This is a genomic window from Nissabacter sp. SGAir0207 (assembly GCF_005491205.1).
GTDB lineage: Bacteria > Pseudomonadota > Gammaproteobacteria > Enterobacterales > Enterobacteriaceae > Chimaeribacter.
Genome location: NZ_CP028035.1, coordinates 787336 through 803377, shown reverse-complemented (window position 1 = coordinate 803377; position 16042 = coordinate 787336). Strand labels below are relative to the sequence as shown.

Sequence of the window (16042 nt, the reverse complement as noted above, 5' to 3'; positions counted from 1 at the left end):
ATCCGTCTATAGAGGAAAAGGGTATGGCGTTTAAATTCAAATCTCTCGCGGTAGTGGGTGCGCTTCTGGGTTCTCTGGCGCTGGCGGGTTGCGGCCAGGAAGAGAAAGATCCGAACCACATCAAAGTGGGCGTGATTGTCGGCGCGGAACAGCAAGTGGCTGAAGTAGCGGCCAAAGTGGCGAAAGAGAAGTATGGCCTGGACGTTGAGCTGGTGACCTTCAACGACTACGTGCTGCCGAACGAAGCGCTGAGCAAGGGCGATATCGACCTGAACGCCTTCCAGCACAAGCCTTACCTGGACCAGCAGATCAAAGAGCGTGGTTACAAGCTGGTTTCGGTTGGCAATACCTTTGTCTACCCGATTGCGGGCTACTCCAAGAAGATCAAATCCCTGTCTGAGCTGCAAGATGGTTCGCAGATCGCCCTGCCAAACGACCCGACCAACCTGGGCCGCTCCCTGCTGCTGTTGCAGAAACAGGGCCTGATCAAGCTGAAAGAGGGCGTGGGCCTGCTGCCGACCGTGCTGGACGTGGTGGACAACCCGAAAAACCTGAAGCTGGTTGAGCTGGAAGCGCCGCAACTGCCGCGCTCTTTGGATGACCAGCAGATCGCGCTGGCCATCATCAACACCACCTACGCCAGCCAGATTGGCCTGACGCCGGCGAAAGATGGCATCTTCGTGGAAGACAAAGACTCCCCGTACGTCAACATGCTGGTCTCCCGTGAAGACAACAAGGATGCTGAGAACGTGAAGAAATTCGTTCAGGCCTACCAGTCTGATGACGTTGATCAGGCCGCCAACAAGATCTTCAACGGTGGCGCGGTGAAGGGCTGGTAATCCGGCAATTTTCGATTTTTAACAATATATCTCTGAGACGGGCTACGGCCCGTCTTGTTATTTGCACGTCAGATTGTTTCAATAACGCCACTTTTTTTAGCAGAGGAACTCCCATGCGTGCTTTACCTCTCTGCTTGTTGGCGTTACTGCTCGCAGGATGCTCGGCCACCCAAACCCAGCCCTCCTCCACCAACAAGCCTATTTTCTCTGACCCGAAACCGGCCAAGCCGAAGCCAGCGGCCCCGCATGTTGCCGCACCGGCCAAACTCTATAGCAGCGCAGAAGAGCTGGTCGCCCACCCGTTCCGCGATCTGGGCACCGTCACCGGCGAATCCTGTCAGGCCACCGCCCAGGATGCCGCGCCAAGCCTGGCCGCCGCCCGCAAAAAGATGCAGGTGCGCGCTGCGGGCCTGAAGGCCAACGCCGTGCTGCTGCACAAGTGTGAGGTGGTCAGTAATGTGGCGGGCTGCTACCAGCAGGCGGTCTGCCAAGGCTCTGCACTGGACGTCACCTTTAAATGACCGACTTTAGCTTCCAGCAAATTGGCGTCATCCGCTCCCCCTATAAAGAGAAGTTTGCCGTGCCGCGCCAGCCGGGACTGGTGGAAGATGGCAACGGCGAGCTGGTGCTGCTCCCGCCCTACAACCAGCCGGAAGCCGTGCGCGGCCTTGAGGCGTTCAGCCATGTCTGGGTGATGTTTATCTTCCACCAGACCATGGAGGGCGGCTGGCGGCCGACGGTTCGTCCGCCGCGGCTCGGCGGCAATGCGCGGATGGGGGTGTTCGCCACCCGCTCCACTTTCCGCCCTAACCCACTCGGCATGTCATTGATTGCGCTGAAGGGCATCCGCCAACAGGGCAGCGAGGTGATTCTGGAGCTGGGCAGTCTGGATCTGGTGGATGGCACGCCGGTCGTTGACATCAAACCCTATCTGCCGTTTGCCGAGAGCCATCCGCAGGCGCGCGCTGGCTTCGCGCAGGATGCGCCGCCCGCCGACATGCCGGTGCGCTTCTCTGACGAGGCAGAACGCCAGCTGCTGGCGGAAAACCGCGATTACCCGCAGTTGCGCCGCTTCATCAGCCAGGTGTTGGCGCAAGACCCGCGCCCGGCCTACCGCAAGGGTGACAGTGAAGAGCGCGAGTATGCGGTTCACCTGCTGGCATTCAACGTGCGCTGGCGGGTACGCGAGGGGGAAACGGAAGTGCTCTCCCTCACGCGGGTGTAATTTTCTCGCCCTTCTCTTTTGGCGGCCCACCGCCGCTGGTAAACTAAGTGACTTTTCATATTTTGGCTGCCACTGCGGCAGTCTGATGCAATTAGCTGTTCTACTTGGAACCACTACATCATGCGTACAACTCAATACCTGCTCTCCACCCTGAAGGAGACCCCCGCCGACGCAGAGGTGATCAGCCACCAGCTGATGCTGCGCGCCGGGATGATTCGTAAACTCGCTTCCGGGTTGTATACCTGGTTGCCGACTGGCCTGCGCGTCCTGAAAAAAGTTGAAAACATCGTGCGCGAAGAGATGAACAACGCCAACGCGATTGAAGTCTCGATGCCGGTGGTGCAGCCAGCCGACCTGTGGCAGGAGAGCGGCCGTTGGGAGCAGTATGGCCCCGAGCTGCTGCGCCTTGTCGATCGCGGCGATCGCCCGTTCGTGCTCGGCCCGACGCATGAGGAAGTGATTACGGATCTGATCCGTAACGAGATCAGCTCCTACAAGCAGCTGCCGCTGAACTTCTTCCAGATCCAGACCAAATTCCGTGATGAAGTGCGCCCGCGCTTTGGCGTGATGCGCTCGCGCGAGTTCCTGATGAAGGATGCCTACTCCTTCCACACTACTCAGGACTCCCTGCAAGAGACCTACGACGCGATGTACGCCGCGTACAGCAAAATCTTCACCCGCATGGGCCTCGACTTCCGTGCGGTACAGGCGGATACCGGCTCCATCGGTGGCAGCGCCTCCCACGAGTTCCAGGTGCTGGCCTCCAGCGGTGAAGATGACATCGTCTTCGCCACCGGTTCTGACTACGCGGCCAACATTGAGCTGGCGGAAGCGGTCGCGCCGAAAGCCGAGCGTGATGCGCCGTCTGAAGCGCTGCGTGAAGTGGATACGCCGAACGCCAAAACCATCGCCGAGCTGGTTGAGCAGTTCGACCAGCCGATTGAGAAGACCATCAAGACCCTGCTGGTGCACGCCCGTGAAGAGAGCGGCCACAAGCTGGTGGCCCTGCTGGTACGTGGTGACCACGAGCTGAACGAAGTGAAGGCAGAGAAAGTGGCGCTGGTTGCCGTACCGCTGACCTTCGCTACCGAAGCGGAGATCCGTGAACTGGTCGGCGCTGGCCCTGGCTCCCTCGGCCCGGTCAATCTGTCGGTGCCGGTCGTGGCTGACCGCGCAGTGGCGGTGATGAGCGACTTCAGCGCCGGTGCCAACCGTGACGGCAAGCACCTGTTCGGCATCAACTGGGAGCGTGACCTGGCGCTGCCGCAAGTGGCGGACATCCGTAACGTCAAAGAGGGTGACATCAGCCCGGACGGCCAGGGTACCCTGCTGATCAAGCGTGGCATTGAAGTGGGCCACATCTTCCAGCTCGGCACCAAGTACTCCGAGGCGATGAACGCCACCGTACAGGGTGAAGATGGCCGCAATCAGGTCATGACCATGGGCTGCTACGGCATCGGCGTGACCCGCGTGGTCGCCGCGGCGATTGAGCAGAACCACGATGAGCGCGGCATCATCTGGCCGGACGCCATCGCACCGTTCCAGGTCGCTATCCTGCCGATGAACATGCACAAATCTTTCCGCGTGAAAGAGGTGGCGGAAGAGCTGTACCACACCCTGCGCGCGCAGGGCGTGGACGTGCTGCTGGACGACCGTAAAGAGCGTCCGGGCGTGATGTTCGCGGACATGGAGCTGATTGGCGTGCCGCACACCATCGTGATTGGCGATCGCAATCTGGACAGCGAAGAGGTGGAGTACAAAAACCGCCGCTCCGGTGAGAAGCAGATGCTGAAAACCGCCGACATGGTGGCATTCCTGCTCAGCCAGATCCCGCGCTAAGCCCGCTGTCTTTGGCCATAAAAAAACGCCCCAATGGGGCGTTTTTTTATGCCTGCGTCCGGCGGTCAGTCACACTGCTGGCCGGGATGGGCCTGCGGTGTGCTGTCTGGCACCAGCGTGCGCTCTGCCTGCTCGCCGCCCGGTTGGCTGTAGTGCCCCTCAAGCGTCAGGAAGACCGGCTCCTCCTCTGGCCGGCCCTGCAACCGGTGCAGCGCCTGCGCCATCAGGCCGCTGGTCGCCACTGGGTAGCGCTTGCCGGTGGCACAATCCTGGAAGGTGGCGCTTCCCGCCTGCTGGTGGTAGAGGCCGTGCATCGCCATCGGCGTCGTGGGCAACGGCTGCTCCACTGAGTGCAGGGTATAGTTGAGCGTGGAGACAATCGGTGTCCCGTCGCGCTTGAGCATCTCCAGACTCTCTTCATGGGCGCGGAAGTAGCGCTTGTCGCCATCAGCCGCCGTCAGCACCAGCTTGTCCGCGGTGCGCGCCCACTGGCCGTAGCTGGCGCGTGGTGCCGTCTCGCGCCCCTGATAGTGCTCCTGCAGGATGTAGGTGCCATCCTCCATCAGGAACAGTGAGGTCTCAATGCCACTGCAATCCGCACAGGGTATGACGCCCTGATAGCTCTGCTCCATCGGTTGCAGCGTCAGTTCCTGTGGCCGGGAGGCGTGGTGGCAGCCAATCAGCGCCAACGCCCCCAGCGAAAACAGCAGTGCAAGGGTGATCTTTTTCACAGCGACTCTCCTACTGTGTCCATGTTCCCGTTGAATCCCTTAGCGCACTTTGCCGCGCAGGGCCTTGGTGGAAGCCTTGCGGCTTTTGCCCTCCAGCCGTCGCTGGTTGGAGGCTTTGGTCGGTCGCGTCGGTCGCCGCGCTTTTTCCACTTTTACCGCCTCGCGGATCAGCGCCACCAGCCGGTTGAGCGCCGCCTCGCGGTTCATCTCCTGGCTGCGGTGCTCCTGCGATTTGATGATCACCACCCCTTCGGCGGTAATGAGGTGGTGACTCATCGCCAGCAGCCGCTCTTGGTAGAACGGCGGCAGGCTGGAGGCGCGGATGTCAAAACGCAGATGGATCGCCGTCGAGGTCTTGTTGACGTGCTGGCCGCCCGCCCCTTGGGCGCGGATGGCGGTCAGCTCAATCTCGCTCTCGGGCAGCGTGACGCTGTTGGAGATAATGAGTGCCACCCTACTCCACCTGCTGCCACTCGTCGAAGTGGATCTCGAGGCTGGAGGTTGCATCTGAGAGCCAGATCGCCCCCTCCTGCAACGTCGCCTGCAGGGTCATATTGCGATTTGCCAGCGCGGCCAGTTGCGCCATCTGGGCGTCATCCAGAAAACGCACCCGCAAGTTGCGCAGCGCGCGCGCCTTCTCCGCCATCTGTGACCACCAGACGCCAGCGGCCCGTTCGCCGTAGGCGTAAAGCACCACGTCCGCCGACTGGTTGCAGGCTTTTTTCAGCCGCTTCTCATCCGGCAACCCCAGCTCAATCCACAGCTCCAGCCCATTGTGGTCATTGCGCCGCCACAGTTCCGGCTCCCCCTCGGCGCTCAGGCCACGGGTAAAGTGCAGCCGCTCATCGGCATGGCAGATCCAGGCCAGCAGGCGCAGCATCATGCGCTGCTCGGTTTCGGAGGGATGCTGGGCAATGGTCAGGTTAGCATCATCAAAAAAATTACGATCCATATCGGCAATGTTAACCGCCGCTTTATAAATTGTGGCCTTCAGCGCCATGTTCACCTCTCACGTGTAGGGCGACAGTGTACTTGAAAGCGCAGGGTGACGGCCAGCCACCCCGGACAGCGGCTAAACGCCTGATGATCCGAGAAAGGCAAAACGGGGCGCTGAACTCCTTGCGGCGCCTGTGCTATAGTCGTTAGATAATGAGAGTTTATCTTCGTAGGTGCATCTTCCGTGCGCATCCTATCGGGATAGGCTCTTAGGGGAGGTTATTGTGCGACAATACTGTGAGTTAGTACGCCGTTTCTACGCTGAGATCGGCAGTGGCGATCTTGGTTATGTGCCCGATGCGCTGGGCTGTGTGTTGCAAGCATTGGACGAAGTGGCGGCCAATCCGACGCTTCCGTCTTCCGTCAGGGACCAGGCGGCCTTTGCCGCCGCTAACTTATTGGTGAGCGATTATGTCGATGAATGATGAGTATCAACCCATCAATTGTGATGACTACGATAATCTTGAGCTCGCCTGTCAGAAGCACTTTGTATTGACGCTGAAGCTGCGTAGCGGAGAGATTGTGGAAGGCAAGGCAAGCGATCTGATTTCACGCAAGCGCGTGGAGTATCTGGTGATTGAGGAGGCCGGCCATGCGAGGGAGCTGCGGCTGGACCATATTGCCAGTTTCAGCCACCCGGAACTGGGGACGGTTGAAGTCAGCATCGATTGATGCAGCGGCGCGTACGCCGCCACACCGACGGGCAGCCTGGCTGCCCGTTTTTATGTCTGCCGTCAGGGCGTTTGCGCAGACATCAGGGCTTTTGCGCAGAATAGTAAGCCGCCAGATCCGCGATATCCTGATCCGACAGGTCAGAAGTATAGGCATTCATGATGCCCGCCTGCCCGGCACTGCGGTCGCCATTTTTATAGGCGTGCAGCGCCCCCTCCAGATAGGCCGGTTGCTGCCCAGCCAGATTGGGGTAGATGGGCGCGGTGCCCTTGCCATCCAGCCCGTGGCAGGCCATACAGGGGGCGGCCTTCTCTTTGCCCGCCGCCGCGCTGCCCGCCGCCATTGCCGTCTGGCACGCCAGCCCACCCAGTAGCGCCAGCAGGATCGCCGTTCTCATTGCTTCTCTCATGGTTATGCCTCTTTTTGCCACTCAATGCCCCAGCCAGGCTGGCCAGCGCTTGCAGCCCCCTCTCGGGTGATAAAAATGCCGGGGGCGGCGATCAACTGTTCGCCATAGAAAATCAGGGGAGTACGGGTGCGCGCCCAGGGTGGGATTGCCAACTCCTGCCACAGCTTTTTGATCTGGCGCGAGTGCGGCCGGCCCATAATGTGGAAGGTGCCTTCGGCGCGAAAGCGCACCGTCACTGGCTCATCCGGCCGGGCGCGACGCACCCAACGCGCCTTGGCGGCACTGAAATCCTCACCGACCACCAGCTGGCCAAGGCCATCTGGCAGTGCCAGTGGCTCCGGCGGCTGCCATGCCAGTACGTGCTCCTCCACCGGCTGCAAAGGCGGCAGCAGGTAGAGGCGCTGGCGGAAACGGCGCACCGATCCCGCGCCCAGTTGCAGTTGCGGCTCCGCATCGGCGCGGCTCTCCGCTACCTCACGCCACAGGCGGCCAATCTGCTCGCGCGCTGGCATCGGCAAGCCGTGCCGCGCCATCCAGCGGCGCAACAGGGCCGCCCGCTTGGCCTCGGACATCGGCCGCAGCGCTTCAATCGCCAGTGAGCCTTCCGCATCCAGCAGGCCCGCCAGCGTCTCCTCCAGCAACTCATCCAGCAACGACTCCTGCTCAGCGCAGAGCGCGGCGCTGCGGCTGGCGGCGGCGGCAAAGTGCGGCCAGCGCTGGTGCAGCACCGGCAATACCTGGCGGCGCAGGAAGTTACGGTCGAAGCGATTATCCTGATTGCTGTCATCATCAATCCACGCCAATCCCTGTGCGGCCGCGTACCCCTCCAGCTCCTGACGGGAGACATCCAGCAGCGGGCGCAGCAGCACCTGGCCGTGGAAGGCGGTGGCAGATTTCATCGCGGAGAGGCCAGCGGGGCCGCTGCCGCGCTTCAGCGCCAGCAGCAGGGTTTCGCACTGGTCATCAAGGTGTTGGGCGGTCAGCAGCGTCTCGCCAATTTGCAATGCCTCAGCCAGTGCCTGATAGCGCGCCTCGCGGGCCGCCGCCTCAATGCCACCGCGCCCATCCACCTGGACGCGGCGCACCGTCAGCGGCACCTGCCACGCGGCGCACAGCGATTCACAGTGGGCGACCCACTCGTCGGCATGGCGGCTCAGGCCGTGGTGGATATGCACCGCCCGCAGCGGCAGATCCCGCCCGGCGTCGCGTAAGCTGACCAGCAGGTGCAGCAGGACGGTGGAGTCCAGCCCGCCGCTGAAGGCGACGCAGCAGGCCGGGTGATCGCCCAGTTGGGCGTCAAGGTGTGAGAGCAGTGTGACATCATTCATGTGGCGGGTAGATCCTGCGCCTTACTTTTTCATGATGCGCACGTTACCCACTCAGGCGCTGGCAGGCAAGTCCGGCTTGATCGATTCTGCCTTGGCCGGTCGGCTCTCATACAGCTCCAGCGGCAGGCCGTCAGGATCGCTGAAGAAGGTGAAGCGCTGGCCGGTCAGCGGATCGATGCGTACCGGCTCGCACTCGACACCGTCCGCCTCCAACGCCTCGATCGCCTCGTGGATGTTATCCACACTGAAGGCCAGGTGGCGCAGGCCACAAGACTCCGGGCGGCTGGGGCGCGGCGGCGGCGACGGGAAAGAGAACAGTTCGATGGTGTAGGCGCCATTGAGGGCCAGATCGGCTTTCCAGGAGTCGCGCTCCTCACGGTAGAACTCGCTCAACAGGCTGAAACCCAGCACGTTGCAGTAGAACTGCTTGCTGATCTGGTAGTTGCTGCTGATGATGGCGATATGGTGAACCTGGCGTAGTGTAAGCATCCCCGACTCCTTATAGTGATTTATGCCCGCACGTTAACCATCCTGTTCTGGAGCGTCAATGCGGTTACTCTGAGAAAGGCCCGAAATTGCCGGGCTGGGGTGAAAACAGACAGCGAAATTGTTTATAAATTGTTGCGACTGCGATTTTCAGTGGTTAAAACCTTGAGCCAGCCACCACTTACCCACCTTCATCAATAAAGTGCTCGGCCCTTGCCCAGCGCGCGCCCTACACTGTTTGCAGGATAAAAAAGCAGTGGGCAACGCTGCCCACTTCTATGCCGGAGCAAGTCGATGAAAGTTAACTTTTATGTAACCTGTATTGGTGACGCCATCAAAGCCAACATGGCTAAAAAGAGCGTCCTGCTGCTGGAGCGGCTGGGGTGCGAGGTGCACTTTCCGGAGCGGCAGGGCTGCTGCGGCCAGCCGGCAATCAATGGCGGCTACATCAAGGATGCCAAACCGGCGATGAAAAACCTGATCGCCGCCTTTGAGGAGAATGACTACCCGATCATCTCCCCCGCCGGCTCCTGTACCTACGCGATCAAGACCTATGCCGACTATCTGGCCGACGAGCCAGCATGGGCGCAGCGCGCCACGGCGGTGGCCGCGCGGATGCAGGATCTCACCTCCTTTATCGTCAATACGCTCGGCCTGCGTGACGTCGGCGCGCGCCTGCCCGGCCGGGCGGTCTATCACCCCTCGTGCAGCCTGTTCCGCAAGCTGGGCATCCGCGAGGAGCCGCTTACCCTGCTGCACCACGTGCAGGGGCTGGAGCTGTTGCCGATCCGCAATCAGGAGACCTGCTGCGGCTTTGGCGGCACCTTCTCGGTCAAGATGGCGGAGATCTCCGGTGAGATGGTGAAGGAGAAAGTGGTGCACATGATGGATGCCAAGCCGGACTACCTGATTGGCGCGGATGCCAGTTGCCTGATCAACATTGGCGGCCGACTGCACCGCGAGCGGCAGCCGGTCAAGGTGCTGCATATTGCTGAAGTGTTGATGAGCCGCTAGGGGGCCTGCCATGTCAATGAAAACCAGTGCGGTGGCCTTTAAGCCACGCATCCATATCGAAATGCAGGACAGCGTTATGCGCAATGCGGTGGCGATGGCGCAGGAGCGCATCGGCACCAACCGGCAGATCATGGTTGAGGAGCTGGGCAACTGGGAGGCGTGGCGCGATCGCGCAGAGCAGATCCGCAACCACGTGCTGGAGAACCTCGACGCCTATCTCTACCAGCTATCGGAAAAGGTCACGGAGAATGGCGGACACGTCTTCTTCGCCCGCACCAAAGAGGAGGCCACCGCCTACATCAGCCAGGTGGCCGCCCGTAAGCAGGCGAAAAAGGTGGTGAAGTCCAAATCGATGGTCACGGAAGAGATCGGCATGAACGCCGTGTTGCAGCAGCAGGGCATTGAGGTGATTGAGACCGATCTGGGCGAGTATATTTTACAGCTGGATGAGGATCCGCCCTCGCACATCGTGGTGCCGGCGATCCACAAGGATCGCTTCCAGATCCGTGACGTGCTACGCAACAAGCTGGGTTATGAGGGGCCGGAGACGCCGGAAGCGATGACGCTGTTCATCCGCCAGAAGATCCGTGAGCACTTCCTGACGGCGGACATCGGCATCACCGGCTGCAACTTTGCGGTGGCAGAGACCGGCTCGATCTGTCTGGTGACCAACGAGGGCAACGCCCGCCTCAGCACCACCCTGCCCAAGACCCACATCGCGGTGATGGGCATGGAGCGCATCGCGCCGACCTTCGCCGAAGTGGACGTATTGATCACCCTGCTCTGCCGCAGCGCGGTGGGTTCTCGTCTCACCAGCTACAACACCTGGCTGACCGGCCCGCGTGAGGCCGGCCACCTCGACGGCCCGGAGGAGTTCCACCTGGTGATTGTCGACAACGGCCGCTCGCAGGTGCTTGGCTCGGAGTTCCGCGACATTTTGCGCTGCATCCGCTGCGGGGCCTGCATGAACACCTGCCCGGCCTACCGCCACATTGGCGGTCACAGCTACGGCTCCATCTACCCCGGCCCGATTGGTTCAGTGCTGTCGCCGCTGCTTGGCGGCTATGAGGATTACAAAGACCTGCCCTACGCCTGCTCACTCTGCACCGCCTGCAATCAGGTCTGCCCGGTGAAAATTCCGCTAGCGCAACTGCACCTGAAGCATCGCCAGAAGCTGGCGGAACAGGGGCTGACGCCCAAGGCCGAGCAGCGTGTCACCCGGCTGTTCAACTACGCCAACGCCCACCCCATGCTGTGGAAAGTGGGCATGAAGGCCGGGGCGAAAGCCGCTGGCTGGCTGATCAAAGAGGGCAAGATGCCCTTCCACCCCGCCGCCATCGGCGAATGGACGGCCGCGCGCGACCTGCCGGAGGTGGAGGGGGAGAGTTTCCGCAGTTGGTTCAAGCGCCATCAGGCGACGGGGGAAGAGTGATGCTGGATGAACAGAACCGCAGTGATTTTCTGGCGGAGATTGCCCGCCAGCTCGGCCGCGCACCGCGCCGCCAGCCAGAGACACCGGCACCGCCGGTGAGCAGCTTCGCCACCTCGCGCCTGACCTCGCTGACGCAGGAGGAGCGCTGCGCCGCCTTTGTCGCTTACGCGCGCGAGACGTTGAAGGTCAACTGCCAGCGGGTGGCAGAGGATCAGGCCGTCAGTGCGGTGCTGGCGCTGTGCGAGGAGTATGGCCGCGCGCCAGTGATCGTCAGCGGCGACACGCGGCTGGCGGCGCTCGGCATTACCCAGGCGCTGCAACAGCAGCTGGGCGCGGCGGTATGGCAACCGGAGGCTGGCGCGGAGAACTTGCGGCTGGCGGAGCAGGCGGTGGTAGGCGTGGTCTATGCCGAGGCGGGGCTAACGGAGTCCGGCAGCGTGGTGCTCTTCTCTGCGCCGGAGCGTGGCCGGGCGGTGAGCCTGTTGCCCACTGCCTCGGTGTTCGTGCTGCGCAAAAGTACCATCCTGCCGCGGGTGGCGCAGCTGGCCGAGCAGTTGCACCAGCGGGCATTGCGCGGGGAGCGTATGCCAAGCTGCATCAACCTGATTGCCGGCCCCAGCTCCACCGCTGATATTGAGTTGATCAAGGTGGTCGGCGTGCACGGGCCGGTGCACGCCGCCTACCTGATTATTGAGGATTGCTGACTGGCTGCTTGAGCACCGTCACCATGTAGCGGCCATCCTCGGTGACCCGCGTGCCGTGGATGTCAGTGGCAAAGCCCGGATAGCGCAGGCCAATCGCGCAGAGCATCAGCAGGAAGTCGAGCACTGCCCGGCTCTCCTCGGTGACCATCTCGCCGGGCATCACCACCGGTACGCCCGGCGGATAGGGCAGGATCATGTTGGCCGAGACGCGGCCCACCAGATCCTCCAGCTCACACTCCTCCACCTCTCCCCTCACCTGCTGCTGGAACATCCCATACGGCGTCAGCCGCATCTCCGGCAGCACGTCAAAGGCGCGCAGCATCAGGCCCGGCAGGTCATGCCGTACCACCATCTGGTGGATACCCTGCGCCAGATCCTGAATGCGCATGTTGCGGTAGAAGTCCGGGTCTTCGGCGTAGAGATCCGGCAGCATGTTGCGCACCCGCAAATTGAGGTCAAAGGCGCGCTTGAACTCGGTCAGGCCGCGCAGCAAGCTGAGCGCCTTGGTCTTGTCGATGCCGATGCTGAACAGGAACAGCAAGTTGTAGGGGCCGGTCTTCTCCACCACGATGCCACGCTCATCCAGGAACTTGGCCACCAGCGACGCCGGGATGCCGGAGGCCGCCAGGTTGCCCTGCTCATCCATGCCCGGCGTCAGGATGGTGACCTTTACCGGATCCAGGTACATATGCTCCGGGTCGGTCGCGCCAAAGCCATGCCAGTCCTCATCCGGGTTGAGCGGCCAGCACGCCGCCTCGCCAATGCTGGCTGGCTGCCAGACATCAAAGAACCAGCTGTCAGACTCTTGCCGCAGCCGCACAATCTCATCGCGGAAGTGCAAGGCGCGCTCCACCGAGCGCTGGATCAGCCGCCGTCCGGGGTTGCCGTGCAGCATCGCCGCCGCCGTCTCCATGGAGGCGACGATGCCATAGTTGGGCGAGGTGGTGGTGTGCATCATGTAGGCTTCGTTGAAGGTGCCCTCATGGTAGTCGCCCTTGACGTGGATCATCGAGGCCTGTGAGAAGGCCGCCAGCATCTTGTGGATCGACTGGGTTTCGTAGATCACCTTGCCGGGGATGCGGTCACCGCTCATCCCGCCCTTGCCAGCATAGATCGGGTGGAAGTTGGTGTAGGGCACCCAGGCGGAGTCAAAGTGGATCGAGGGCACATCCAGCTCGCGCTTGATGAAATCGGTGTTGTAGAGCAACCCGTCATAGGTGGAGTTGGTGATCACCGCATGTACTGGCCAGCTGGCGTTGGCGGTTTGCGCCACCTTTTGCTCGATGCTCTCCCGGCTGAACTCACTGCGCGGGATGCCGCCCAAAATGCCGTAGGCGTTGCGCACCGGGCGCAGGTAGATCGGGGTGATGTCGCTCATCATCATCAAGTGTGCCAGCGACTTGTGGCAGTTGCGGTCAATCAGTACCGTGCTGCCCGCGGGGGCGGCATACATGCCGACAATCTTGTTGGCGGTGGAGGTGCCGTTGGTCACCATGTAGCTCTGCTCCGCGCCAAAGGTGCGGGCAATGTACTCCTCGGCTTCCAGGTGTGGGCCGGTGTGGTCGAGCAGCGATCCCAGCTCCGTGACCGAGATGGAGACATCCGCCTTCAGCGTGTTGGCACCAAAAAAGTCATAGAACAGCGTGCCCACCGGGCTTTTCTGGAACGCGGTGCCCGCCATATGGCCGGGGGTGCAGAAGGTGTACTTCCCCTCCTTCACATAGTTGAACAGCGCCCGCGTCAGCGGCGGGGTGATGGCGTCACGGTACTCGTCCGTGTACTGCTGGATGCGGGTGGCAATATCCTCGGCGGCGTGTAGCGCATACTCAAAGAAGTAGAGCGCGATGCGCATCTCGTTAAGGGAGACATCCAGCGTGGAGTGGGTGTTGATAAAGGCGTAGATCGGCAGGGACTCGTTCAGATCGTTGATCTCGGTGCACAGCGCCATGCTGTAGTCGTCCCAGTCGAAGATCACCCCGCAAATGCGGGCGTTGTGCTCGATCAGCTTCAGTAAGTCCGCACCATTTTGCGGATAGACCAGATCAAACCCGCGCCGGGTCAGGGCTGCATCCAGTTCCCGCATCGGCTCATCTTTGTAGTAGGCCGTAGGTGGCTTAAGGATGGCAATAATATTCATTCAGTGTCCTTATCGGTTTTCGGGTTTCCTCCTTCAAACATAGCAAAACGGCAGGCATCACGCCTGCCGCCCGAAAACCTGCCGCCCCCAGCCCCTCCCGGCATGGGGGCGGCAACCCTTTTATTTACAGGACTTAATCAGCTTCCACTGCGACCACTCGCCGGTAAAGTCAGCGTTGCCCGGCTCCTGGTTCTGCGTCCAGTAGTTGGCACGGTACTCGCTGCCTTTCCAGTTTACGGTTTCACCGCCGTAATAGATCTTGTCACTCTTCCAGCTATCGGCGCAGCCTTGGGTGGTGTCCGGGATAGGCGCGACTTTCGGCGTGACGGTCAGCTGGTAGCGGGCCACGCTGCTCAGCTTGCCATCCGAAACGGTCAGGGTGAATTTATAGACCATCTGGCTGGTGACCACCGGCGCGATAAAGCTCAGGCTGCTGCGATTACTGCCGGACAGGGTGGTGCCGTTGGGCAACATCCACTGGTAGCTGAGCTTGTCGCCATCCGCATCATGGGACTCCGCCGCATTCAGCGTGACGTTGGCCTGGCTCTCCACGGGGCCGGTCGGGCCATTCAGCACCGCCACCGGGGCATGGTTCTGCACCACCGGGGCTGGCGTTGGTGTTGGCGTCGGTGTCGGCGTTGGTGTCGGGGTTGGTATAGGCGTCGGTGTCGGGGTCGGTGTCGGCGTCGGCGTCGGGGTTGGTGTCGGCGTTACATCGCCGCCCAGATCGTCAACGATTTTCATATTGCCATAGTGGTGCTGGACGCAGCGGACGTAGTCGCCCTCTTTAAAGGCGCTGAACGGTGTCTGGTAGCCGACCAGCTGGCAAGAGTAGGTTTTGCCATCCACGGTATCCGGGCTCCAGCCCCAATCCTGCTCCCAGTAGATAGGCAGCGCGCCCGCGCCCCCCTCATCGAACTGCTTCATGTTGGCGCAACCCAGTACCTCATTCGCTGGCACCGGCACCTTCAGGTACTCGGCCTCGCTCTTATAGTAGGAGATACGGTTCAGCCCCTGGGCGATATCCTGCGGGCCGCCGCACTCTACCCCACCGTTGATGATCTGGATGGTAACGCCAAAGCCCGGTACCAATCCGCTGGCTTTATCATGGTCGTTGGGCTGCCAGGTGCCATCAATGACGTGCAGCATACTGGGTTTCGGCGGCTGCGGCGTGACGAAGAAGAACACCGCGCTCGCCAGGTTCAGCCAGGTATCCGCCACCAGCTCCGGTTTGTCGAGCAGGGTACGGACGGTGCCGAACATGGCGTCAGAGAATGGCCCGTAGTTGTAGTTGTAAGAGAGCTGTTTGGCACCGCGGCCAAAGTAACTGAGGAAGTTGCCGGCCGCATCTTTGCCGCAGGGCCAGGTCTGCCCCTGCCAGACATCCGGGTTGCACTCGCCGTTGTAGCCGCCGGTCTGCCCCTCCTGCCAACCCATTTCGCGCAGCCAGACCAGCCCCTGCCGCCACTCCGCTTCCTCGCGCCAACTCTCATGGCCGCCGGTCTCTTGGGCGAAGTGGGCGAACATGGTGGCCAGCACCTTGCGGCAAATCGCCTCGGAGTCACGGCCATCGGTATAGATGCCGCACACCGCCGGGAATTTGCCGATCGCCTTCAGGAAATTGCTGTAACTGTATTCGGGGGCGCGCAGCGGGAAAATATATTCCCAATCTTTATTACTTAATATTTTCTCAACCAGTTTCACGTTGGCGGGATTGGAGGGCTTGCCCGGTTCAATCGCCTCAACGGTGGCATTATCCAGTGTGCGAATAGACTCTTTAACGCTAAGCATCAATGGGTCTTTCGTTAATTCCGCCTCTTTCTTTTTCAGTTCGCTGGCTTTTATCTCTACTGTCGCCGCGGGCGTGGCCGTATCAGCGGCATAGGCGCCCAGCGCACAGGTTAATCCGACGGTTAGCGCCAGTGGCGTAAGCACCCAATGTTGAGCTGATGGTATCATTATCTCTACCCCTTGTTATTTTTTCAGGACAGGCGACCGCCGCGCTATTCACTGGCACGTCGCGCAAACTATCCGCAGTACGCTGGACACAGGCAGCATAAATAAGGGGGAAATAAAACCGTGCATCACGTTGGCTCAATAGCGCCATTAAATCACAGTCATGCCAATGACTATTTCAGGCATGGGCTAAATAATCAAAAAATAGGGGATAAAAAGTGCAGGACAAAAGTAAAAAATAAAAAATGAGCCAACCATTAATAGGCATAAAAAA

The 16042-nt window shown here is 61.1% G+C and carries 17 protein-coding genes; 9 read left to right on the top strand and 8 right to left on the bottom strand.

All coding sequences use genetic code 11. The features are described from left to right. The first annotated feature begins 23 nt into the window (after positions 1–23). The 4 genes from C1N62_RS03505 to proS all read left to right on the top strand — a co-directional run bounded on the left by C1N62_RS03505 (position 24) and on the right by proS (position 3903). Complete coding sequence (locus C1N62_RS03505; protein WP_137762324.1) at positions 24–839, top strand: MetQ/NlpA family lipoprotein; 816 nt, start codon at positions 24–26, stop codon at positions 837–839. Between the two features lie 113 nt (positions 840–952). Continuing rightward, a complete protein-coding gene (rcsF, locus tag C1N62_RS03500) occupies positions 953–1360 on the top strand; it encodes an Rcs stress response system protein RcsF (RefSeq protein WP_137762323.1) in 408 nt (135 codons plus the stop codon). Continuing rightward, positions 1357–2064, top strand: coding sequence for a tRNA (N6-threonylcarbamoyladenosine(37)-N6)-methyltransferase TrmO (gene tsaA, locus C1N62_RS03495; RefSeq protein ID WP_137762322.1), 708 nt, complete (start codon positions 1357–1359; stop codon positions 2062–2064). Before rcsF ends, tsaA begins: the two co-directional genes overlap by 4 nt. A 120-nt stretch (positions 2065–2184) precedes the next feature. Beyond that, on the top strand, positions 2185–3903 hold the full coding sequence (proS, locus tag C1N62_RS03490) for a proline--tRNA ligase (RefSeq protein WP_137762321.1): 1719 nt from the start codon (positions 2185–2187) through the stop codon (positions 3901–3903). 65 nt (positions 3904–3968) lie between these two features. Here proS and nlpE read toward each other — a convergent pair whose 3' ends face one another. Genes nlpE through C1N62_RS03475 form a run of 3 tightly spaced genes read right to left on the bottom strand, consistent with a single transcriptional unit; the run spans position 3969 to position 5634 of the window. Next, positions 3969–4634 carry an envelope stress response activation lipoprotein NlpE gene (gene nlpE, locus C1N62_RS03485; RefSeq protein ID WP_137762320.1) on the bottom strand — a complete coding sequence of 222 codons (666 nt, stop codon included), beginning with the start codon at positions 4632–4634 and terminating at the stop codon, positions 3969–3971. 39 nt (positions 4635–4673) lie between these two features. Then, complete coding sequence (gene arfB, locus C1N62_RS03480; protein ID WP_240775718.1) at positions 4674–5087, bottom strand: alternative ribosome rescue aminoacyl-tRNA hydrolase ArfB; 414 nt, start codon at positions 5085–5087, stop codon at positions 4674–4676. A 1-nt stretch (position 5088) separates the two neighbouring features. After that, positions 5089–5634 carry a YaeQ family protein gene (locus C1N62_RS03475; protein WP_137762318.1) on the bottom strand — a complete coding sequence of 182 codons (546 nt, stop codon included), beginning with the start codon at positions 5632–5634 and terminating at the stop codon, positions 5089–5091. Positions 5635–5854: 220 nt separating this feature from the next. Here C1N62_RS03475 and C1N62_RS03470 point away from each other — a divergent pair, with 220 nt between their 5' ends. Next, positions 5855–6055, top strand: a complete 201-nt coding sequence (locus C1N62_RS03470) for a YaeP family protein (RefSeq protein ID WP_137762317.1) — start codon at positions 5855–5857, stop codon at positions 6053–6055. Then, complete coding sequence (gene rof / locus C1N62_RS03465) at positions 6042–6302, top strand: Rho-binding antiterminator (protein ID WP_137762316.1); 261 nt, start codon at positions 6042–6044, stop codon at positions 6300–6302. The genes C1N62_RS03470 and rof overlap by 14 nt, the downstream gene beginning before the upstream one ends. A gap of 82 nt (positions 6303–6384) precedes the next feature. Here rof and C1N62_RS03460 read toward each other — a convergent pair whose 3' ends face one another. Genes C1N62_RS03460 through C1N62_RS03450 form a run of 3 tightly spaced genes read right to left on the bottom strand, consistent with a single transcriptional unit; the run spans position 6385 to position 8528 of the window. Next, positions 6385–6699, bottom strand: coding sequence for a cytochrome c (locus tag C1N62_RS03460; RefSeq protein WP_137762315.1), 315 nt, complete (start codon positions 6697–6699; stop codon positions 6385–6387). Between the two features lie 14 nt (positions 6700–6713). Beyond that, a complete protein-coding gene (tilS, locus tag C1N62_RS03455; protein ID WP_137762314.1) occupies positions 6714–8039 on the bottom strand; it encodes a tRNA lysidine(34) synthetase TilS in 1326 nt (441 codons plus the stop codon). 51 nt (positions 8040–8090) lie between these two features. Further along, the gene (locus C1N62_RS03450; RefSeq protein WP_137762313.1) at positions 8091–8528 is read right to left on the bottom strand and encodes a VOC family protein; all 438 of its coding nucleotides are present in this window, start codon (positions 8526–8528) and stop codon (positions 8091–8093) included. Between the two features lie 291 nt (positions 8529–8819). On the opposite strand from C1N62_RS03450, the gene C1N62_RS03445 reads away from it, so the two are divergent. Genes C1N62_RS03445 through C1N62_RS03435 form a run of 3 tightly spaced genes read left to right on the top strand, consistent with a single transcriptional unit; the run spans position 8820 to position 11675 of the window. Next, positions 8820–9539, top strand: coding sequence for a (Fe-S)-binding protein (locus C1N62_RS03445; RefSeq protein ID WP_137762312.1), 720 nt, complete (start codon positions 8820–8822; stop codon positions 9537–9539). 10 nt (positions 9540–9549) lie between these two features. After that, complete coding sequence (locus C1N62_RS03440) at positions 9550–10971, top strand: LutB/LldF family L-lactate oxidation iron-sulfur protein (protein WP_137762311.1); 1422 nt, start codon at positions 9550–9552, stop codon at positions 10969–10971. Continuing rightward, a complete protein-coding gene (locus C1N62_RS03435; RefSeq protein WP_137762310.1) occupies positions 10971–11675 on the top strand; it encodes a lactate utilization protein C in 705 nt (234 codons plus the stop codon). The genes C1N62_RS03440 and C1N62_RS03435 overlap by 1 nt, the downstream gene beginning before the upstream one ends. On the opposite strand, the gene C1N62_RS03430 is transcribed toward C1N62_RS03435, so the two are convergent. Next, positions 11659–13812, bottom strand: coding sequence for a lysine decarboxylase LdcC (locus C1N62_RS03430; protein ID WP_137762309.1), 2154 nt, complete (start codon positions 13810–13812; stop codon positions 11659–11661). The genes C1N62_RS03435 and C1N62_RS03430 overlap by 17 nt on opposite strands. 120 nt (positions 13813–13932) lie before the next feature. Next, positions 13933–15771, bottom strand: a complete 1839-nt coding sequence (locus C1N62_RS03425) for a chitinase (RefSeq protein WP_137762308.1) — start codon at positions 15769–15771, stop codon at positions 13933–13935. Positions 15772–16042 lie beyond the last annotated feature (271 nt).